Origin of the sequence: Modestobacter sp. SSW1-42, from assembly GCF_046635825.1 — a bacterium.
Classification (GTDB): domain Bacteria; phylum Actinomycetota; class Actinomycetes; order Mycobacteriales; family Geodermatophilaceae; genus Modestobacter.
Genome location: NZ_JBISCA010000002.1, coordinates 905,346 through 925,425 on the forward strand (window position 1 = coordinate 905,346; position 20,080 = coordinate 925,425).

Here is a 20,080-nt window from a genome sequence, read left to right on the forward strand (position 1 = left end):
ACCGTCGGCGGGTCAGGCGAGGTCGAGCTCGATCTCGGGGTAGAGCGGGTGGGCGTCGACGAGCTCGGCGGCCCGGGCGCGCACCCGCTCGGCGACGGCCGGGTCGAGCCGGTACTTCACCTTGGAGTCGCCCTCGGCCTGCGTGCTGGTCAGGACGTCGACCATCAGGTCGCCCACCTCGGCCAGCTCGGCCTCGCGCAGGCCACGGGTGGTCAGCGCGGGCGTGCCCAGCCGGATGCCGCTGGTGTACCAGGGCCCGTTCGGGTCGGCCGGCACCGAGTTGCGGTTGGTGACCAGGCCGGCGTCCAGCAGCGCGGCCTCGGCCTGCCGCCCGGTGAGCCCGTAGGCGCCGACGTCGGCGAGCACCAGGTGGTTGTCGGTGCCGCCGGTGACCAGCCGGGCGCCGCGCCGCAGCAGCTGGTCGGCCAGCGCCCGGGCGTTGTCCACGACCTGCTGCGCGTAGCCCGCGAACTCCGGACGGCGCGCCTCGGCCAGGGCCACGGCCTTGGCCGCCATGACGTTGGGGAGCGGGCCGCCGAGCACCATCGGGCAGCCGCGGTCGACCGAGGGGGCGTACTCCTCGGTGCACAGCACCATCCCGCCGCGCGGCCCGCGCAGCGACTTGTGCGTCGTGGTCGTGACGACGTCGGCGTGCGGCACCGGGTCGAAGTCGCCGGTGAGGACCTTGCCGGCGACCAGCCCGGCGAAGTGGGCCATGTCGACCAGCAGCGTGGCGCCCACCTCGTCGGCGATCTCACGCATCGCGGCGAAGTCGACCCGCCGCGGGTAGGCGGAGTAGCCCGCGACCAAGATCAGCGGCTTGAACTCCCGCGCCCGCTCGCGCAGGGCGGCGTAGTCGATCAGGCCGGTCGCCGGGTCGGTGCCGTAGCTGGACTGCTCGAACATCTTGCCGGAGATGTTGGGCCGGAAGCCGTGGGTGAGGTGGCCACCGGCGTCCAGGCTCATGCCGAGCATCCGCTGGTCGCCCAGCGCCCGGCGCAGCTGCGCCCAGTCGGCCTCGGTGAGCGCGTCGACGTTCTTCACGCCGGCCGCGGCCAGCGCCGGGGTCTCGACACGGTGGGCCAGGATCGACCAGAAGGCGACCAGGTTGGCGTCGATGCCCGAGTGCGGCTGGACGTAGGCGTGGTCGGCGCCGAACAGCGCGCGGGCGTGGTCGGCAGCCAGCCGCTCGACGGTGTCGACGTTCTGGCAGGCCGCGTAGAACCGCCGTCCGGGCGTGCCCTCGGCGTACTTGTCGCTGAACCAGTTGCCCATGGCCAGCAGGACGGCGGGCGAGGCGTAGTTCTCGCTGGCGATCAGCTTGAGGCTGGACCGCTGGTCGGCGAGCTCCTGGCCGATGGCGGCGGCGACGGCCGGCTCGACCTGGGCGATGACGTCCAGGGCACTGGCGAAGGCGGCGGTCTCACGGGTGACGGTGCTGGTCACGGGGGCTCCTCGGGTCGTTCGGGAGCCCAGGCGCGCGGCGGTCTGCGGAGCCGCTCCCCGGTGGTGGTCCACCTGTCAGCGCCAGTCACGGCCCGGGTCGAGGGTAGCGAGCCGACCGCCGGGTGCACCAGTGCTGCGGACGCTCGTGCTCTGCTCACCACGGTGAGCAGAGCACGAGCGTCGAGAGGGTGACCTCGGCCCCGGTCCGGGTAGGGCCGGGGCATGTCCATGAGCGCACCGTTCGACCCGGTCCAGCCCAGCGACGACGACGGCATCCCCGCCGCGGACGCCGGCAACGGCGCCCCGCCGCCCGCCGAGGGCTTCGGCGTGGGCGGCGAGGAGCCCGACCGCCCGGAGGAGACCGGCGCGGACTCCCCCGCTGCCGGCCGCGAGACCGGCACCGTCTTCCGGACGCCGGACCCCACGGAGGTCCACCCCGCCGACTGACCCTCGCCCCCGGAGGAGGGCGGAAGTGGCCACTTCCGCCCTCGGGGGGCGAGGTCAGCTGGCGGGGCTGACCGAGCTCATGTTGAAGTCCGGGACCCGCAGCATCGGCATGGCCGCGCGGGTGAACCAGTCGTTCCACTCCCGCGGCAGGGTCCGCTCGGTGCGGCTGGCCTCGGTGGCCCGGGAGAGCAGGTCGACCGGCGACTCGTTGAACCGGAAGTTGTTCACCGCGCCGGTGACCTCGCCGTTCTCGACCAGGAAGACGCCGTCGCGGGTGAGCCCGGTGACCAGCAGTGTCTGCGGGTCGACCTCACGGATGTACCAGAGCGTGGTGAGCAGCAGCCCGCGCTCGGTGCGGGCGATCATGTCCGCGGTCGAGGCGGTGGCCGTGGGGTCCTCGAGCACGAGGTTGTCCAGCGCCGCCACCGCCGGGGCGCCCTGCTTGGCCGCCCAGGAGCGGGGCCGCACCAGGTTGGTCAGCACGCCGTCGCGGATCCAGTCGACCGCCGGGGTGGCCATGCCGTTGTCGAACACCGACGCACTGCCCGACGAGCCGCCGACCACCTGGAACGGGGTGGTCTCCAGGCCGGGGGCGTGCGGGTCGCTGCGCAGGGTCAGCGGCAGGGTGGCCAGCCGGTCGCCGATCCGGTTGCCACCGCCGGGCTTTGCGTAGACGCTGCGGCCCTCGTCGGCGTCCCGGGCCTCCATGGCCCAGTAGGCGACGATCATCAGGTCGCTCACCGTGGACGGCGGCAGCAGCGTCTCGTAGCGGCCGGCGGGCAGCTCGACGCGCCGGGCCGACCAGGCCATCTTCTGCGTGACGTCGGCGGCCAGGTCGGCGACCGAGACGTCGGTGAAGTTGCGGGTGCCGACGCCGGCCCACACGGAGCGGCCGAAGTCGCTGCTCTTGCCGTTGAGCTCGACCCGGCCGGTGGGCTGGTCGTGCCGCAGCCGCAGCCCGGTCGAGGTGCCCAGCCAGGTGGTGGCCATCTGGTGCTCGGCGAACCCGAACAGCAGCTGGTCACGGCCACGCGCGTCGCCGAACGCCTCGCCGAGTGCGGGGGCGAAGTCGCGGAAGACGTCGATCGAGGTGGTCGCGGCCGGGGCGTCCCAGTCGCCGCCGCCGGGCGGGGCCTCGGTCAGCAGCGGCATGGCGTCCTCGGCGGGGCCGGCGTCCCGGGCGGCCTGCTCGCTCTGCCGCACCAGCTCGGCGACGTCCGGCGTCCCGGTGCGGGCGACCGTGCCGACGGCCGTGCCGGAGCCGCCGTCGACGAAGGAGACCACCACGACCTGGCGCGAGCGCATCGCGCCGTTGGTGGTGAGGCTGTTGCTCGCCCAGCGGAGGTTGGCCTCGGAACTGTCGGTGACGTAGACGACCGCGCCGTCGGCGGTCGAGGCGGCGAGCGCCTGCTCCACCAGCTGCTGGGGGCTCACCGGCCACCCTCCTGCTTCGTGTTGAGGATGGTCGTGTTCTCGAACAGCGCGCTCGGGCAGCCGTGGCTGACGGGCGCGACCTGGCCGGGCTGGGCCTTGCCGCAGTTGAACGCCCCGCCGAGCACGTAGGTCTCCGGGCCGCCGACGGCGGTCATCGAGCCCCAGAAGTCCGTCGTCGTCGCCTGGTAGGCCACGTCGCGGAGCTGGCCGGCGAGCTGCCCGCCCTCGATCCGGTAGAACCGTTGGGCGGTGAACTGGAAGTTGTACCGCTGCATGTCGATCGACCAGCTGTTGTCACCGACGACGTAGATGCCGCGCTCGACCCCGCCGATGAGCTCCTCGGTGGAGGGACCGTCGGGAGCGGGCTGCAGGGAGACGTTGGCCATCCGCTGCACCGGCACGTGGGCGGCGGAGTCGGCGAAGGAGCAGCCGTTGGACCGCTCCATCCCGCGCAGCCGGGCCATGTTGCGGTCGACCTGGTAGCCGACCAGCACGCCGTCGCGGATGAGGTCCCACTGCTGGCCGGCGACACCCTCGTCGTCCCAGCCGACGGTCGACAGGCCGTGCTCGGCGGTGCGGTCGCCGGTGACGTTCATCAGCGGCGAGCCGTACTGGAGGTTGCCGAGCTTGTCGACGGTGGCGAAGGAGGTGCCGGCGTAGGCGGCCTCGTAGCCCAGCGCCCGGTCCAGCTCGGTGGCGTGCCCGATGGACTCGTGGATGGTCAGCCACAGGTTCGAGGGGTCGACGACGACGTCGTAGCGGCCGGCCTCGACCGAGGGCGCCTTGACCTTCTCCCGCAGCAGCTCCGGGATCTGGGCCAGCTCACCGCGCCAGTCCCAGCCCGCCGCCGGGTCGGTCACGAACTCCCAGCCGCGGCCGACCGGCGGGGCCAGCGTGCGCATCGACTCGAACGTGCCGGTGGCCCGGTCGACGGTGAGCGCGGTGAACTCCGGGTGGACCCGCACGCGCTGCTGCCGGGTGCGGGTGCCGGCGGTGTCGGCGTAGAACTTCTGCTCCTTGACCTGCATGACGCTGCTGCTGACGTGCTCGACGCCGTCGGCGGCCAGCAGCTGCTCGGACAGCTCGGTCAGCAGCGCGGTCTTCTCCGCGTCCGGGACGGCGAACGGGTCGACCTCGTAGGCCGAGACCCACTCCCCGTCGGCGTAGACCGGCTCGGGCGCGAGCTCGACGCGGTCGGTGTTCATCGCCGCCGACACCCGAGCGACGGCGACGGCCTCCTCGGCCAGCCGCACCGCCTCGGCCGCGGTGAGGACGACGCCGGCGGCGAAGCCCCAGGTGCCCTCGTGCACGACCCGGACGGCGAGGCCCAGGTCCTCACCGTCGGCCAGCGCCTCGAGGCGGGCGTCGCGCAGCCGCACGGTCTGGGTGCGGATCCGCTCGACCCGCAGGTCGGCGTGCTCGCACCCCAGGTCGACCGCGCGGGTCAGCGCCGCGTCGGCGAGGGCGGACAGTGGGAGCGCGAGGAAGGACTCGTCGACGGAGCGTTTTCCAGCCACGCCCTGTGTCTACCAGGCTCCGTCCGGACCAGCCGACCGCTCAGCCGAGCTCGCTGTCCACCCAGCACCAGCGCCAGGCCTCGTCGGGCTCGGCGCTGACGACCACCGGGTGGCCCTCGGCGCCGAAGTGCGCGCGCGAGTGCCGGCGCGGTGAGGAGTCGCAGCAGCCGACGTGGCCGCAGGTCAGGCAGCGGCGCAGGTGCACCCAGGTCGTCCCCTCGCGGACGCAGTCCTCGCAGGCCGCGGCCGGGTGTGCCTCCTCCACCGGCGCCAGCCGCAGGTGGGCGCACTTCTCCTCGCGTGGCCGCGGCACCAGGGCCCGGTCGCGCTCGGTCGACTCGAGCTCCTCGTGCCGGTCGAGCAGCGACTCCTCGACGTCGATCTGCGCCAGCGCCGCCTCGAGCACGGCGCCCGGCGCGGTGCCGGCGTCCCGGGCGGCGACGACGACGTCCCGCTCGGCGTCCAGCATCGCCATCCGCAGCCGCGCGTAGATGCTCGACGGGGTCTCCTGGTCGGCCAGCGGCCGGCCCAGCCGCTCCCAGCTGGCGTGCGAGCGGGCGATGGAGCGGTCGCGCAGCCGGTGCACGACGCCGTCGGGCTCGTCGCCGGTGACCAGCTCGTCGAGCCGCCGGAGTCCGGCGGCGTTGGCGGCGTCACCGAGCTCGGCGGCGCGCAGCGCGTCCTCGGCCGGGTCCGGCGGGGGCAGGCCGACCTTCCGCACCAGCCACGGCAGCGTCGAGCCCTGCACCAGCAGGGTGCCGACGACGACGGTGAAGGCGGCCAGCAGCAGCACCTCGCGGTCGGGCACGTCCTCGGGCAGCACCTGCGCGGCGGCCAGCGTGACCACCCCACGCATGCCCGCCCAGGACACCAGCCCGGCGACGGCGGGGCTCCAGGCCTCGCGGCGCATCCACGGCGTCCCGACCGCCAGGATCCCGGCCAGGCCGAAGACGAACACGAACCGGATGACGATCGTCGCCACCAGCACGCCGAGGCAGACCGCGACGATCCGCCCGGTGCCCAGGCCGCTGTCGGCGGCACCGGAGAGCAGCCCGGGGAGTTGCAGCCCGATCACCAGGAAGACGCCGTTCTCCAGCACGAACGCCACGGTGCGCCAGGTGATCGCCTCGGTGACCCGGGCCGACGCCGTCTGGATCTTCGGCGACCAGTGCGCCAGCGTCAGGCCGGTGACGACGGTGGCCAGGACGCCGGAGGCGTGCACCTCCTCCGCGGCGAGGAAGGCCAGGTAGGGGGCGACGAAGGAGACCAGGGTGTCCAGCACCGGGTCCTTCAGCCGGGCCCGCGCGAAGCCGAGGACCGCGGCGACCACCGCGCCGACCAGCGCCGCGCCGACCACGGCCCAGACGAACTCACCGGCGACCTCGGGGGCCGAGGGCGAGGAGGTCAACGCCGAGACCGCGACGCTCAGCGCGATCAGCGCGGCGGCGTCGTTGACCAGGCTCTCGTGCTCCAGCAGCGTGGCCACCCGCCGCGGCAACCCGAGCCGGCGGCCCACCGCCGAGGCCGCGATGGCGTCCGGTGGGGCGACCACCGCGCCGAGCGCGAGCGCGGCCGCCAGCGCGACGCCGGGCAGCAGCAGCCAGGTCACCCAGCCGACGAACAGCGTCGTCACCACGACGAGCACGACGCTCATCGCGATGATGCTCGGTTTGTTGTGCTTGAAGTCGAACAACGACGTGCGCGACGTCGTCGCGTACAGCAGCGGCGGCAGGATGGCGAAGAGGACGACGTCCGGGTCGAGCTGCACGTCGGGCACGTGCGGCAGGTAGGACGCCGCGGCGCCGACCACCACGAGGACGAGCGGCGTCGGCCAGCCGAAGCGGTCGCAGGCGACGGCGACCACGCCGACGGCGATGACCAGGGCCACCAGCTGGGCGGTCAGCTCCATGGGGTCCGTTCCGTCACGGGGACGATCTTCTCAGTGCAGGTGGGACGCCCAGTCGGCCGGCACGCGACCCGCCGGGCCGGGCACCGGCTGGTCGGCCGGGTGCGCGGTGGGCGCGGCGAGTTGCGGGCCGTGCGCGAACCGGCCGTCGACGTAGTCCCAGAACCAGTCCTCGCCCGGCTCGAAGCTCTGCACCACGCGGTGGCCGGTGCCGTGCGCATGGGCGGTGGCGTGCTGGTTGGGCGAGGAGTCGCAGCAGCCGACGTGCCCGCAGGCCGCGCAGCGGCGCAGGTGCAGCCACCACGCCCCGATGGCGTCGCAGTCCACGCAGCCGGTGCCGCTCGGCGGGGCGGTCGGGTCGATCTGGTCCATGGGGTGCTCCTCGGGGATCGGTGCCGCCGGCAGTCTGCCCGCCCGCGGGAGGTCTGCGGAAGGTCGTGCTCTGCTCACCACGGTGAGCAGAGCACGAGCCGTGTCATGCCTGGTCCTCGCCGCCGTCGGCGACGCGGGCGACGTCCCGCCCGGCCGGCTGCAGTCCTGGCTCCGGGGTTGCGGTCACCCGGCTGACGGGTAACCGCCGGGCATGCCCGATGCACCGGACGACGTCACGCTGACCTTCGGCGGCACCGCCACGACGCTGCTGCGCCTGGGGCCGTTCACGCTGCTGACCGACCCGAACTTCCTGCACCGCGGCCAGTGGGCGCACCTGGGCTACGGCCTGCGCAGCCGGCGGCTCACCCAGCCGGCGCTGCTGCCCGCCCAGCTGCCCGCCTTGGACGCCGTCCTGCTCAGCCACATGCACGGCGACCACTGGGACCGCGTCGCCACCCGGTCGCTGCCCAAGGCCACGCCGGTGATCACCACGCCCGAGGCGGCCGGCTGCCTGGCGAAGCGCGGGTTCACCGACACCGCCGACCTGCGCGCCTGGCAGACCCACGAGCTCACCCGTGGCGACGACGTCCTGCGGGTGACGAGCGTGCCCGGTGTGCACGGCCCCGGACCGCTGGCCCGGCTGCTGCCACAGGTGATGGGCAGCGTCCTCGAGCTGGTGCGCGGCGGGGTGGTGACCTGGCGCGGCTACGTCACCGGCGACAGCCTCTTCCGGCCGGTGCTCGGTGAGGTGCTGCAGCGCTGCGGCCCGCTCGACGCGCTCGTCCCCCACCTGGGCGGCACGAAGGTCGCCGGCATCACGGTCACCATGGACGCCCGGCAGGGCACCGACCTGGTCGAGCTGCTGCGCCCGCCGGTCACCGTGCCCGTGCACTACGACGACTACGGCCTGTTCAAGAGCCCGATCGGCGACTTCGTGGCCGAGGTCGCCGCCCGTCGGGCCCCTGGCGAGGTCCGCGTCGTCGGCCGCGGCGAGACGGTGTCCCTGCGCGCGTAATGGAGTCCCAGCGGTTCAGATCTGGCGCTCTGGGACTCCATCACGGATGCGGCGGGCGGTGCGGCGGGCGTCCCGGTCGACGCCGTCGATGATCGAGCTGTTCACCCGGGTCTGCCAGGGCAGCCCCATCCAGTGCAGCCCCGGCACCGGCGAGGCACCCCGGTCGTGCCGCGGCAGCCCGTCGTCGTCCAGCGCGCCCGGGACGTCGACCCAGCCGGTCTCCGGCAGCGACCCGGTGCACCACAGGACGGCGGAGACCTCGACCGTGCGGCCGTCGTCCAGCCGCACCGCGGTGCCCTCGGCGCCGACCACCCGCCCGGTCAGCCAGCCGACGGCGCCCTCGTCCCGCAGCCGGGCGAGGTCCCGGCCGATGACCGCGTCGCCGCGCCGGCGGACGCCGCGGGCCACCCGGCTGTCGCTGCCGGCGTTGAGCAGCCCGGACAGCAGCAGCCACCAGTAGATGCTCACGCCCAGCCGCCGCTCGGGCAGGAAGCGCGGCTCCCGCGGTGCGACCACGGTGACCTGGTGGGTGGCCGCCAGCTCGACGGCCAGCTGCGCGGCGGAGTTGCCGACCCCGACGACCAGCACCGGCCCCGCCGGGACGTCGGACGGCCGGCGGTAGTCCGACGAGTGCAGCTGGTGCACGGCCGGGTCCAGCTGCCGTGCTGCGGCCGGCACCCGCGGCCGGGCGAACGGGCCGACGGCGAGCACCGCCTGCCGGGCACGGACCGGTCCGTCCGGGGTCTGTGCGCAGAAGCCCTCGGCGTCGCGGGTCAGTCGGGTGACCGGGGTGCAGGTGCGCACCGGCACCCCGAGCCGCGCGGCGTGCTCGCGCAGGTACCCGGCCATCTCGGTGCGGCTGGGCGTGGGCGTCGGCCCGGCCGGGAAGCGGCCACCGGGGAGCTGGCTGAACCGGCGCGGGGTGAACAGCTGCAGGCTGTCCCAGCGCCGCAGCCAGCTGTCGCCGACCTCGCCGGCGTCGACGACCACGACGTCCCGGACGCCCTTCCGGACCAGCCACCAGGCCGTGCCCAGCCCCGCCTGCCCGGCGCCGACCACGAGGACGTCGTGCACGGACGGCGGGGGGTTCACCTGCCCGATCGCGCCACTCGGTGCCGTGCTGCTCGACATCCTGGCTAATGCTGGTAGCTTTTGGCTAACGCAGTGAGCCACTGCGGCACCCGATGCCCGGAGGCAGACATGACCGAGTTCCTGACCGTCGACGGCGGCACCCTCGCCTACGAGGTGACCGGCACGACCGGCCAGCTCCTCGTGCTCGCCCACGGCATGGGCGACAACCGGGAGGCCTACCGCTCGCTCACCCCCGCCCTGGTCGAGGCCGGCTACCGCGTCGCCGCCGTCGACCTGCGTGGCTGCGGGGAGTCCAGCGCCGCGTGGACGTCGTACTCGCGCACCGCCATCGCCGGTGACCTGATCGCGCTGGTCCGCCACCTGGGCGGCCCGGCGGTGCTGGTCGGCCACTCCATCGCCGGCGGGGCGGTCACCATCGCCGCGGCGACGGCCCCCGAGCTGGTGACCGCGGTGGTCGAGCTGGCGCCGTTCACCCGCAAGCAGTCGATGCGCCTGGCCGACCTGCGGGTGGCCTCCTACCGCCGCGGCATGCGCCACCTGCTCGGCGCCACGGTGTTCGGCAGCGCCGGCCAGTGGTCGAGGTACCTCGACGTCGCCCACCCCGGCGCCAAGCCGGCCGACTGGGACGCCCGCTCGGCCCGGATCACGGCGATGCTCGCCGAGCCCGGCCGGATGAAGGCCCTGCAGGCGATGGGCAAGACCCCGCCCGTGGACGCCGGGGCGCAGCTGCGCAACGTCCGCTGCCCGGTCCTGGTCGTGCAGGGCAGCGCCGACTGCGACTGGGTCGATCCGCGGGCCGAGGGCGAGGGCATCGTCGCCGACCTGCCCACCGGCCTGGGCCGGCTGGTGGTGGTCGAGGGCGCCGGGCACTACCCGCACGTGCAGTCGCCGGCCGAGGTGGCCACCGCGGTGCTGACCTTCCTGGCCGGCGCGCGTGCCTAGGGCCGGGCTCGGCGCGGCCGCCGTCGTCGCGGCCGGGGCCGACCTCGCCGACGAGATCGGCTTCGCCGCCCTGACCATGGGCGCGCTGGCCGAGCGGCTCGGCGTGCGCACCCCCTCGCTGTACAAGCACGTGGCCAGTCAGCAGGACCTCAACCGGCGCATCGCCGCGCTCGCCCTGGACGAGGCCGCCGTCACGATCGGTGCGGCGATCCAGGGCCGGGCCGGCCGGGACGCACTGCGGGCCGCCGCCCGCGCGCTGCGCGACTTCGTCCTGGCCCACCCCGGCCGGTACGCCGCGACGATCGGCCTGGACCTCACCGGCCCCGACGACCCGGTCGCCCAGGCCGCCGCGCGGGGGCTCGAGCCCTTCGCCGCCGTCCTGCGCGGCTACGACCTGGCCCCGGGCGACACCACCCACGCCCTGCGCGCGCTGCGCAGCATCTTCCACGGCTTCGCCACCATCGAGGCCGGCGGCGGCTTCCAGTGGGGCACCGCCACCGACGAGAGCTTCGACTGGCTCGTCGACCTGGTCGACCTCGGCCTGCGCGCCCGCCCGGCGGAGCAGCCACCGACCGAGGCCCGCGACACCTCCCTGCCGCCCGCGCCGCGCCCCTCCCGGACCACCGGAGCCCACGCGTGACCAGCACCCCGCCCGCCCCCAAGGGCCCGGCCGGCCACCGCTCCTGACTGCCCGAGCGTCAGCCGCGCGGCACGGCCCCGAGCAGCAGCGTCCGGATCCCCGGCTGCAGGGAGTCCTGCAGCTCCCGGTGCAGGACGGCGGGCGCCGCCTCGCCTCGCGGGCAGCGCGCCGGCCGCCGCCCGACCCGGTGCGCGGCGATGTGACGTGTCGTCGGTCTGACCGGTGGGCACGATCCGGTGGTGACCGATCCTGTTGCCTCCCCCGTCCCGCTGCGCGCCCTCGCGCTGGTGTGCACCCTCACCCCCTCGCCGGCCGAGTCCAGCAGTGCCGTGATGGCCCAGCAGGTGCTCGACGCCCTCGCCGGCCACGGCGTCAGCGGCGAGCTGGTGCGGGTGGTCGACCACGACGTGAAGCCCGGGGTGCAGCTGGACATGGGCGACGGGGACGCCTGGCCGGGCATCCGGGAGAAGCTGATGGCCGCCGACGTCCTGGTGCTGGCGACGCCCACGTGGATGGGGCAGCACTCCAGCGTGGCCCAGCGGGTGCTCGAGCGGCTGGACGCGGAGCTGTCCGAGACCGACGAGCAGGGCCGGCTGCAGACCTTCGGCAAGGTCGCGGTCGCCGCGGTCGTGGGCAACGAGGACGGCGCCCACCACATCAGCGCCGTCCTCTTCCAGGGCCTCAACGACGTCGGGTTCAGCCTGGCCGCCAACGCCGTCACCTACTGGAACGACGAGACCCAGGGGCAGGCGCGCGACTACAAGGACCTCCCGGGGACCCCCGAGGGCGTGGCCGGCACGACGAGGACCGTCGCGGCCAACGCCGCCCACCTCGCCCGGCTGCTCAAGGGCGCCGGCTACCCCCCGGCCTGATGACGCTCCTCGACGACTTCCACGCCGCGCTGGCCGCCGCGTCCGGGGAGCTGCCGCGGCCGGAGCTGCTGGCCGAGGGCCTCGCCCGCGCCTGCGCCGACGTGCTGCCCGTGGACGGCGCCGGGATCAGCCTCCTGATCGCCGACCGGCGGATGCCCCTGGGGGCCAGCGACCCGGCCTCCGCGGAGGCCGAGCGGCTGCAGTTCACCGTGGGCGAGGGCCCGTGCCTGAGCGCGCACGCCGCGGGCACGCCCGTGGTCGCCGACGAGGCGGCCCTCCTGGCCCGCTGGCCCGGCTACCACGACGCGCTGGTGACCCGCACGCCCATCCGGGGGGTCATCTCCCTGCCCCTGCGCGACGCCTCCCGGGGCATCGGCGCGCTCGACCTGTACGTCTCTCCCCCGCGCGCGGTCACCTCCCTGACCCTGTCCGACGCCCTGACCGTCAGCAGCGAGGTCTCCACCTGCCTGCAGATCCAGGACCAGCTGATGAGGTACCGGGACGACGGGCCGTCGTGGTCGGACGCACCGACGGCCGGACGACGGTCGGCGGTGTGGCAGGCCGTCGGCGTCCTGCGCTCCGCTCTCGGCATCGGGGCGCCCGCGTCGATGGCGCTGCTGCGCGCCCGCGCCTACGCCGACGACTCGACCCTCGACGACCTCGCCGCGCGGGTCCTCAGCGGCGAGGTCACCGCCGAGGAGCTGGCCCTGGACCCCGACACCATCCGCTGACCGCGCATGCACCGCCCCGCCGCCTCAGCGCCTAGCGTCGTCGGCGTGAGCGCACCCGTGCAGCCGTCGTCCGTGCCGAGCGTCCGATGAGCCGGGAGCCCGCGGTCTGGGACCTGCTGGTCGCCGGGGGCGGCACCGCCGGGATCGTCGCCTCGACCACCGCCGCCTCGCTCGGCGCCCGGGTGCTGCTGGTCGAGCGGGAGCGCACCGGCGGCGACTGCCTGTACACCGGCTGCGTGCCGTCCAAGGCGCTGCTGGCGTCGGCGACCGCGGCGGCCGACGCCCGCGGCGCCGCCCGGCTCGGGGTCGACGTCACCGGCGTGGAGGTCGACTTCGCCCGGGTGATGATCCACGTGAAACGGGCCATCACCACGATCCAGCCGGTCGACACCCCCGAGACGCTGCGCCGCAAGGGCGTGACCGTCCTGGCCGGCGACGCGGTGTTCACCGGCCCCGACCGGGTCACCGTCGACGGCCGGGAGATCCGCTTCCGGGCCGCGGTGATCGCCACCGGCTCCGGCCCGGCCCTCCCGCCGCTCCCCGGCCTGGCCGGGGTCGACCCGCTCACCAACGAGAGCGTCTGGGACCTCGACGTCCTGCCCGCCCGGCTGGCCGTGCTCGGCGGCGGGCCGATCGGCTGCGAGCTGGGCCAGGCCTTCGCCCGGCTCGGATCCGAGGTCACCGTCGTCAACTCCGCCGACCGGCTGCTCGCCGTCGAGAGCGCGGAGGCCTCCGAGCTGGTGACCGCCGCGCTGGTGCGCGACGGCGTCGACGTGCGGGTCGGCGCGCGGGCCGTCCGGGTCACCGGCGACCGGGACGGCGGGGTGCTGGAGCTGGCCGACGGCAGTTGGGTGCCCTTCGACCGGTTGCTGGTGGCCGTGGGCCGCGGCCCGCGCACCGAGGGCCTGGGCTGCGCCGCCGCCGGGGTCGAGCTCGACGACGACGGCAGCGTGGTCGTCGACGAGACGCTGCGCACCGCCAACCCGCGCATCTGGGCGGCCGGCGACGTCAGCGGCGGGCCGCAGTTCACCCACGTCGCCGGCGTCCAGGGCAGCCTCGCGGCGGGCAACGCGGTCCTCGGGCTGCGCCGCCGGGTCGACCGCGTCGTCCCCCGGGTCACCTACACCTCCCCCGAGATCGCGTCCGTCGGGGTCGGCGCGGACGACGCCGCAGCCGCCGGGCTGACCGTGCGGCGCATCCCGCACACCGAGATCGACCGGGCCATCGCCGAGGACCTCACCGCCGGCTCCACCACGCTCGTGCACGACCGGCGCGGCCGGCTGCACGGGGCGACCGTGATCGGCCCGCGCGCCGGGGAGACCCTCGGTGAGCTCACCCTCGCCGTCCGGCAGGGACTGCGGATGCAGGACGTCGCCGGCACCACGCACGCCTACCCGACGTACAACGACGCGGTCTGGAACGCCGCCATCGCCGACGTCCGCGGCCGGCTGCAGGCCCCCGCCGTCCGGCTGGCGCTGCGCGGCGCGGTGCGGCTGCGGCGGCTCAGCGCAGGGCGCGGTGACCGGCCCACATCCGGTGAGCGGCGCTGATCCCGACCACGATCGCCCACACCCAGGCCACCTGCCAGGCGATCGCGGGCAGCAGCAGCCACAGCGCGTGCACGACCACCGTCTCGGTGCCCTCGGCCAGCCCACCCAGGAACGACAGCGAGCGGCCGTCGTCGAGCTGCCGGCCGGCCCGCTCGGCGAGGGAGGAGAAGGCCAGGAACGCCGCGCCGTTGACGTAGTAGGCGAGCAGGACGGCGGCGAACGGCTCCCACGGCGCGTCCGTCGTCCGGACCACGCCCAGGGCCACGCCGAGCGCGCCGGAGCCGTAGACGAGGAAGTCGGCGGTGATGTCGAAGAACCCGCCGGCCCCGGCGTCCGCAGGGTGGCCGGCGGCCCGGCGGCGGCGGGCGAGCGGGCCGTCGAGCCCGTCCGCCAGCCGGGAGGCCAGCCACAGCACCAGCGCCGGCACCCACAGCGCCGCGGCCGCCGCGCCCGCGCTGGCCAGGCCGAGCACCAGGCCGACGGCGGTGATCCGGTCGGGGGTGACTCCGGGACGGTCCAGGACGCCCGCAGCCCCGGCGAGGGGGCGGTCCAGCACCCGGCGCGCGGCCGCGTCGAGCACCCGGGGCCTCCTGTCGCGGTCCGCCACGCCGGTACGTGGCGGGGCGCCACCCGGTAGGGCACGATCCTGTCGCAGCTCCGGGACGGCGGCCAGTCCGACACCGCGGTGGCGCACGAACACCCATCGACGCCGCCGGCGCCCGCCGGCCCGACGCAGGAGGAAGCTGCTTGTCCGGAGCCCGCCGTCCGAACCCGTCCCTGCTGCGCGCCGCCGGTGCGGCGGCGGCGGCCGCCGTGGTGCTCGCCGGCTGCGCCGCCCCCGACGCCGAGGCCCCCGTCGCCCAGGAGCGGTCCTGGGACGACGTGCTGGCCGAGGCGGAGGGGAAGACCGTCGCGCTGTGGATGTACGGCGGTGACGTGCAGGGCAACGCCTACGTCGACGACGTGCTGGCCCCCGCCGCGGCCGAGGCCGGGGTGACGCTGAACCGGGTGCCGATCGCCGACACCGGCGACGCGGTCAACCGCATCCTCTCCGAGCGGCAGGCGGGCGTCACCGACGGCGAGGTCGACCTGGTCTGGGTCAACGGCGACAACTTCGCCACCGGCCGGCAGGCCGGCGCCTGGCTGTGCGGCTGGACGGCCGTGCTGCCGAACATGACGGGGACCGACCCCGAGGACCCGCTGCTGACCACCGACTTCGGCAACCCGGTCGACGGCTGCGAGGCGCCCTGGCACAAGGCCCAGTTCAGCCTGGTCTACGACTCGGCGAAGGTCACCGACCCGCCGACGACGCTGGCCGGCGTCCTCGACTGGGCGCAGGCGAACCCGGGCCGGTTCACCTACCCGGCGCCCCCGGACTTCACCGGCTCGGCGTTCCTGCGCGAGGCGCTCTACAGCGTCTCCGGCGGGGTCGAGAACGTGCCGCTGGAGTTCTCCCAGGACAGCTACGACGAGCTGACCCCGGCGCTGTTCGACCGGCTGGAGACGCTCGCCCCCGCGCTGTGGCGTGGTGGCGACACCTACCCGCAGACCCAGCAGGAGCTGGACCAGCTCTACGCCGACGGCGAGGTCGACATGACCATGACCTACGGCCCGGCGACGCTGGACGACCTGGTCGCCGACAGCACGTTCCCGCCCACCACCCGGGTGCTGCTGCTCGACGAGGGCACCCTCGGCAACGCCAGCTTCCTGGCCATCCCCTCCACCTCCGGCTCGCAGGCCGGCGCCCAGGTGGTCGTCGACCTCGCGCTCTCGCCGGAGCAGCAGCTGGCCAAGGCCCAGCCCGACACCTGGGGCCAGTTCACCGTGCTCGACCTGGACCGGATCGGCGACGCGCGCGCCGGGTTCGACCAGCTGCCGAGGTCGGAGGTCGTGCCCTCCTACGAGGAGCTGTCCGAGGGCGCCGACCCCGAGCTGTCGGCCGCCTGGGTGCCCCCGCTGGACGACGGCTGGCGGCGCGAGGTCGCGGCCGGGTGAGGGCGCCGGAGGGGTCCCGCCGGGCGGTCCTGCTCCTCCTGCCGGCGCTGCTGCCGGTGCTCGTCGTCGTCGGCTCGGCGCTGGTCTCGGCGGTGCTGCTGAGTCTGGGCCTGACCCCGCTGGTCGGGGTGCCCCGGCTCTCGCTGGACGCCTGGCGGGCAGCGGCCCCGGACCTCGGGACGTCGATCCGGCTGTCGCTGGCGATCGCGGCCGGGGCGACCGTCGTGGCCAGTGCGGTCGGGCTGGCCCTGGCGCTGGCCACGACGGCGGCGGTGCGGCGCAGCCGGCTGCTGGCCACGCTCAGCGCGCTGACCATCCCGGTGCCGCACCTGGTCGGAGCGGCCGGCATGGGCCTGCTGCTCGCCGACGCCGGCTTCCTCCCCCGCTTGCTGGGCATCGCCCCCGGTGACTGGCCCGCGCTGGTCGGCGGGCGCTGGTGGATCGCGGTCGGCGCGGAGTACGCCTGGAAGGAGTCGGCGTTCATCGCCCTGGTGGTCGCCGGGGTGCTCTCGACCCGGGCGGCGTCCTACGCCGAGACCGCCGCGCTGCTGGGTGCGGGCCGCTGGGCCCGGTTCCGGCACGTGACGCTGCCGCTGGCCGCCTCGGCGCTGGCCTCGGCCGCCGCGGTCTGCTTCGTCTACACGCTCGGCTCCTACGAGGTGGCGGCGCTGCTGGGCCGCCCGTACCCCGAACCGCTGCCCGTCATCGCCGTCCGGCTGTTCACCTCCATCGACCTCGCCGCCCGCCCGCAGGCCGCCGCGGTCGCGGTGACCACCTCGGTGCTGGGCCTGGTCGTGGTGCTGGCCTCGCTGCGGTTCCTGCGCCGGCTGGCGGCCGAGCAGTGAGCGCGGTGGCGTCCCGGCTGGGCCGGGCGACCCTGGCGCTGTGGCTGGTGCTGCCGCTGGTCCCGCTGCTGCTGTGGGCGTTCGCCGAGCGCTGGTCGGCTCCCGCGCTCCTGCCGCAGGCGTGGGGGGCCACCGGGCTGCGCGAGGCCTGGGCCCAGGGTGCGGGCGCGGCCTCCGTCCGGTCGACGGCGCTGGGCCTGGCGGTCGCGGTGCTCGCCACCCCGCTCGGCGCGCTGGCCGGCCGGGCGCTCACCACCCGCGGCGTGCCCGCGCCGGGTGCGGTCCTGGCGGTGCTGCTGTCGCCGCTGGTGCTGCCGCCGTTCGCCGTCGCGCTCGGGCTCGACGTGCTGCTGCTGCGCCTGCGGGTGCCCAGCGAGCTCGGGGTGGTGGTGCTGCTGACCGTCGCGGCGATCCCGTACACCACCATCGTGATGCGCGCGGCCCACGCCGCCCACGACCGGCACTACGAGGAGGAGGCCCGGGTGCTCGGCGCGACCGCGTGGCAGACCGTGCGCGCCGTCCAGCTGCCGATGCTGGCGCCGGCGCTCGCGGGCGCCGCGTTCCTGGCGTTCCTGGTCGGCTGGAGCGACTACGTGGTCACCCTGCTGGTCGGCGGCGGGCGGCTGGTCACGCTGCCGGTGCTCATCGCCTCGGCGGCCTCGGCCACCGGCAACGACGCCCAGGTCGCGGTGCTGGCGCTGGGCTCGGTGCTCCCGCCGCTGGTGCTCCTGCTGCTGGTCGGCTCGATCGGCCGGCGGTCCCGCCGGTGAGCGGCGCGCTGCAGCTCACCGGGCTGACCCGGCTGCACGGCACCGTCCCTGCGCTGGAGGACCTCACGCTCGCCGTCCCGGCCGGCGCGTGCGTCGCCGTCCTGGGGCCCTCGGGCTCGGGCAAGAGCACGGTGCTGCGGCTGACCGCCGGGCTCGACGCCCCCACCCGCGGCAGCGTGCACCTCGACGGCCGCGACCTGGCCGGCGTCGTCCCCGAGCGGCGGGGCATGGCGATGGTCTTCCAGCGGCCGCTGCTGTTCCCCCACCTGTCGGTGCGCGACAACGTCGGGTTCGCCGACCGGGTGCGCGGGGTGCCCCGGCGCCGCGCCCGCGAGCGGGCCGAGCACCACCTCGACCTGGTGCAGCTGCGCGGTTACGGCAACCGGCCGGCCCGGGCCCTGTCGGGTGGCCAGGAGCAGCGGGTGGCGCTGGCCCGGGCACTGGCCGCCGAGCCGCGGGTGCTGCTGCTCGACGAGCCGTTCAGCGCCCTGGACACCGCGCTGCGCGCCGAGATGCACGAGCTGGTCGCCGACCTCCGGCAGCGCGTCGACACCACGGTCCTGCTGGTCACCCACGACCCCGCCGAGGCCGACGTCCTGGCCGACACCGTCGCGGTCCTCGACGGCGGGCGGCTGCAGCAGCACGGGCCGCTGCGCGAGCTCTACGCCGCGCCGGCCTCGCTGGCGGTCAGCCGGCTGCTCGGCGGGCGCACCGAGGTGCCCGGCACGGTCACCGGCGGGCGGCACCACTCGCCGCTCGGCGCGCTGTCCGTGACGGCACCGGACGGGCCGGGCGTCCTCGTCATCCGGCCCGAGGCGGTCACCGTCACCGCGCCCGGCGACCCCTCCGCCGACGTCCGGGGCACCGTCGTCCGGGTCCGGCGGCGCGGGCTGCGCGCCCTGGTCACCGTCGAGGTCGGGACGGCGACCGTGGACGGCGAGCTGGCGCCCGGCGAGGAGCTGCCGGTCGGGACGGCGGTCGGGCTGCGGCTGCCCGTCGCCGACCGCTGCGTCGTCCCGCCGTCAGACGACGGTCAGCGGTAGCAGCCGGCGGAGCTCGACGTTCTCGGCGATGTCGAGCACCGAGTGCTGGGCGCAGGCCGGCACCAACTGGCCGGTCTCGGGGTGCGCCATCGAGTAGGTGCAGGCGGCCAGCCGCTCCTGGGTGGCCAGCAGCTGCGGGTCGGTGGCGGTCTCACCGCGCTGCATCATCGCCCAGGCCGGGCCGACCTGCTCGGCGTCCATGAAGCTGTGCACCTCGAAGGTCATCAGCCCCAGGCGCTTGCTGCGGGCTGCCCGGACCACCGTGCGGAGGCCACCGACCCGGCGCACGGTGCGGCCCGCCCAGCGCAGCGCCACCGGCAGGTCGCCGGGGTGCCGGCGGAGCACCCGCAGCAGCTTGACCACCAGCAGCAGCGGCGGGGTGCCGCTGAACGCGACGCCGCCGTAGTGGGCGAAGAACCGGTCGCGGGCCGCGCGGTCGGCGGCGTCGTCGGGGTGGATGACGCCGTGCCAGTGCCCGTCGACCAGGAACCCGAAGGCGACCCGGTTGCAGCGCGGGTCACCGAACTCGATGCCCTCGTAGGGCACCCGGTGGCCGAGGCCGGCCTCCAGCTGCGCCCACACCGCGTCGACGTCCACCGCGGTGTAGGACTCCTTCCAGCGGCGGTCGTCGCCCACGTGCGCGGCCGGCTGGAAGCTCATCATCGAGAAGCCCATGGGCAGGACGGCGCGCACCGTCTCGGCGACCTGGTCGAGGTTGGCTGGGGTGACGGTCATGTTGTGCGCCAGGTAGTACCGCAGCCCGGTCTCGGCGCGCAGGTCGCGGAACATCTGCACGAACCGCTCGCGGAACGGGTGGAGCTCGGCCTCGCTCCTGGGCTTCACCGCTCCGCGGCGGCCGCGCATCAGCATGTCGAAGTGGGCCGCGAAGCTCACCCGGTCCATCCGCAGCGCGCCGTCGTCGTCGGTGACCAGCGCGCGCAGGTACTCGGGGTCGAAGTCGCCGTGGGTCATCGACATCGGCGAGCGGCCGTGCGCGCGCATCGTCTGCAGCGCGGCGGCGTGCGCGTCCGGCGGCAGCAGGCTCACCTCGCCGCCGATCAGCTGGGCGTGCGCGTAGGGGCCGCGGCGCTCCTCGAGGTAGGCCATCTGCGACTCGATCTCGCGCACCGTGTGCTCACCGTCGACGCGGACCTTGTTGGCGTCGGCCGAGTGGTAGCAGGGCGTGCAGGTGAGGTTGCACTTCGGGAAGACCCCGTGCGTGCCCTCGCACCCGACCGCGTGCTGGCCCAGGCTCTGCGCGGGGGTCTTGACGTGGCCGGGCAGCGCCGCCCAGCGCTCGGCCAGCGCCCGCTCCGTCGCCGGGTGCACCGGCCGGGTCCGCGTGACGAGGTCCCGCCAGCCGGCCCGCATCCGCTCGAGCAAGGTCATGGGATCTCCCGTCCTGGGCAGCACGGACGTGCTCGCCGTCACGATAGCTGGGGCGCAACGGATCGGCCGTGGAG

General features: G+C 75.5%; 19 protein-coding genes and 1 riboswitch. Of the genes, 11 read left to right on the forward strand and 8 right to left on the reverse strand.

The features are described 5' to 3' along the window. Positions 1-12 precede the first annotated feature (12 nt). Positions 13-1,446 (reverse strand): glycine hydroxymethyltransferase, encoded by a 1,434-nt coding sequence (locus ACGBYP_RS09735; protein ID WP_411583455.1) that lies wholly within the window; start codon positions 1,444-1,446, stop codon positions 13-15. A gap of 17 nt (positions 1,447-1,463) precedes the next feature. Then, positions 1,464-1,545, reverse strand: a riboswitch (ZMP/ZTP riboswitch). 123 nt (positions 1,546-1,668) lie between these two features. Here ACGBYP_RS09735 and ACGBYP_RS09740 point away from each other — a divergent pair. Further along, entirely contained in the window at positions 1,669-1,893 is a 225-nt protein-coding gene (locus tag ACGBYP_RS09740; RefSeq protein WP_411583457.1) for a hypothetical protein, read from the forward strand. Positions 1,894-1,947: 54 nt separating this feature from the next. Here ACGBYP_RS09740 and ACGBYP_RS09745 read toward each other — a convergent pair whose 3' ends face one another. Genes ACGBYP_RS09745 through ACGBYP_RS09760 form a run of 4 tightly spaced genes read right to left on the reverse strand, consistent with a single transcriptional unit; the run spans position 1,948 to position 7,122 of the window. Beyond that, complete coding sequence (locus ACGBYP_RS09745; protein ID WP_411583459.1) at positions 1,948-3,327, reverse strand: metallopeptidase TldD-related protein; 1,380 nt, start codon at positions 3,325-3,327, stop codon at positions 1,948-1,950. Beyond that, a complete protein-coding gene (locus tag ACGBYP_RS09750) occupies positions 3,324-4,844 on the reverse strand; it encodes a TldD/PmbA family protein (protein ID WP_411583461.1) in 1,521 nt (506 codons plus the stop codon). Before ACGBYP_RS09750 ends, ACGBYP_RS09745 begins: the two co-directional genes overlap by 4 nt. 40 nt (positions 4,845-4,884) lie before the next feature. Continuing rightward, positions 4,885-6,753 carry a cation:proton antiporter gene (locus tag ACGBYP_RS09755; protein ID WP_411583463.1) on the reverse strand — a complete coding sequence of 623 codons (1,869 nt, stop codon included), beginning with the start codon at positions 6,751-6,753 and terminating at the stop codon, positions 4,885-4,887. A gap of 30 nt (positions 6,754-6,783) precedes the next feature. Further along, positions 6,784-7,122: a UBP-type zinc finger domain-containing protein gene (locus tag ACGBYP_RS09760; RefSeq protein WP_411583465.1), complete on the reverse strand. Its 339-nt coding sequence runs from the start codon at positions 7,120-7,122 to the stop codon at positions 6,784-6,786. A gap of 211 nt (positions 7,123-7,333) precedes the next feature. On the opposite strand from ACGBYP_RS09760, the gene ACGBYP_RS09765 reads away from it, so the two are divergent. Further along, positions 7,334-8,137, forward strand: a complete 804-nt coding sequence (locus ACGBYP_RS09765; protein ID WP_411583467.1) for an MBL fold metallo-hydrolase — start codon at positions 7,334-7,336, stop codon at positions 8,135-8,137. A 15-nt stretch (positions 8,138-8,152) separates the two neighbouring features. On the opposite strand, the gene ACGBYP_RS09770 is transcribed toward ACGBYP_RS09765, so the two are convergent. Beyond that, positions 8,153-9,268 (reverse strand): flavin-containing monooxygenase, encoded by a 1,116-nt coding sequence (locus ACGBYP_RS09770; RefSeq protein ID WP_411583469.1) that lies wholly within the window; start codon positions 9,266-9,268, stop codon positions 8,153-8,155. A gap of 69 nt (positions 9,269-9,337) precedes the next feature. On the opposite strand from ACGBYP_RS09770, the gene ACGBYP_RS09775 reads away from it, so the two are divergent. The 5 genes from ACGBYP_RS09775 (at position 9,338) to ACGBYP_RS09795 (ending at position 13,964) form a co-directional block, all read left to right on the forward strand. Then, positions 9,338-10,171, forward strand: coding sequence for an alpha/beta fold hydrolase (locus ACGBYP_RS09775; RefSeq protein ID WP_411583471.1), 834 nt, complete (start codon positions 9,338-9,340; stop codon positions 10,169-10,171). Further along, positions 10,164-10,811 (forward strand): TetR/AcrR family transcriptional regulator, encoded by a 648-nt coding sequence (locus ACGBYP_RS09780; protein ID WP_411583473.1) that lies wholly within the window; start codon positions 10,164-10,166, stop codon positions 10,809-10,811. Before ACGBYP_RS09775 ends, ACGBYP_RS09780 begins: the two co-directional genes overlap by 8 nt. A 239-nt stretch (positions 10,812-11,050) precedes the next feature. Beyond that, positions 11,051-11,683, forward strand: a complete 633-nt coding sequence (locus ACGBYP_RS09785) for a flavodoxin family protein (RefSeq protein ID WP_411583475.1) — start codon at positions 11,051-11,053, stop codon at positions 11,681-11,683. After that, entirely contained in the window at positions 11,683-12,414 is a 732-nt protein-coding gene (locus ACGBYP_RS09790) for a GAF domain-containing protein (protein ID WP_411583477.1), read from the forward strand. The genes ACGBYP_RS09785 and ACGBYP_RS09790 overlap by 1 nt, the downstream gene beginning before the upstream one ends. Positions 12,415-12,500: 86 nt before the next feature. Continuing rightward, positions 12,501-13,964, forward strand: a complete 1,464-nt coding sequence (locus ACGBYP_RS09795; protein WP_411583479.1) for a dihydrolipoyl dehydrogenase family protein — start codon at positions 12,501-12,503, stop codon at positions 13,962-13,964. Here the strand turns inward: ACGBYP_RS09795 and ACGBYP_RS09800 are convergent. Continuing rightward, positions 13,918-14,544: a CDP-alcohol phosphatidyltransferase family protein gene (locus ACGBYP_RS09800; RefSeq protein ID WP_411583481.1), complete on the reverse strand. Its 627-nt coding sequence runs from the start codon at positions 14,542-14,544 to the stop codon at positions 13,918-13,920. The genes ACGBYP_RS09795 and ACGBYP_RS09800 overlap by 47 nt on opposite strands. Before the next feature lie 167 nt (positions 14,545-14,711). Here ACGBYP_RS09800 and ACGBYP_RS09805 point away from each other — a divergent pair, with 167 nt between their 5' ends. The 4 genes from ACGBYP_RS09805 to ACGBYP_RS09820 are packed head-to-tail and all read left to right on the forward strand — an operon-like array spanning position 14,712 to position 18,617. Beyond that, positions 14,712-15,959, forward strand: coding sequence for an ABC transporter substrate-binding protein (locus ACGBYP_RS09805; RefSeq protein WP_411583483.1), 1,248 nt, complete (start codon positions 14,712-14,714; stop codon positions 15,957-15,959). Next, positions 15,956-16,804 carry an ABC transporter permease subunit gene (locus ACGBYP_RS09810; RefSeq protein ID WP_411583485.1) on the forward strand — a complete coding sequence of 283 codons (849 nt, stop codon included), beginning with the start codon at positions 15,956-15,958 and terminating at the stop codon, positions 16,802-16,804. The genes ACGBYP_RS09805 and ACGBYP_RS09810 overlap by 4 nt, the downstream gene beginning before the upstream one ends. A 5-nt stretch (positions 16,805-16,809) precedes the next feature. Further along, positions 16,810-17,574 carry an ABC transporter permease gene (locus ACGBYP_RS09815; RefSeq protein ID WP_411583487.1) on the forward strand — a complete coding sequence of 255 codons (765 nt, stop codon included), beginning with the start codon at positions 16,810-16,812 and terminating at the stop codon, positions 17,572-17,574. Then, on the forward strand, positions 17,571-18,617 hold the full coding sequence (locus ACGBYP_RS09820; RefSeq protein ID WP_411583489.1) for an ABC transporter ATP-binding protein: 1,047 nt from the start codon (positions 17,571-17,573) through the stop codon (positions 18,615-18,617). Before ACGBYP_RS09815 ends, ACGBYP_RS09820 begins: the two co-directional genes overlap by 4 nt. Here ACGBYP_RS09820 and ACGBYP_RS09825 read toward each other — a convergent pair. After that, a complete protein-coding gene (locus tag ACGBYP_RS09825; RefSeq protein ID WP_411583491.1) occupies positions 18,597-20,006 on the reverse strand; it encodes a radical SAM domain-containing protein in 1,410 nt (469 codons plus the stop codon). The genes ACGBYP_RS09820 and ACGBYP_RS09825 overlap by 21 nt on opposite strands. Positions 20,007-20,080 lie beyond the last annotated feature (74 nt).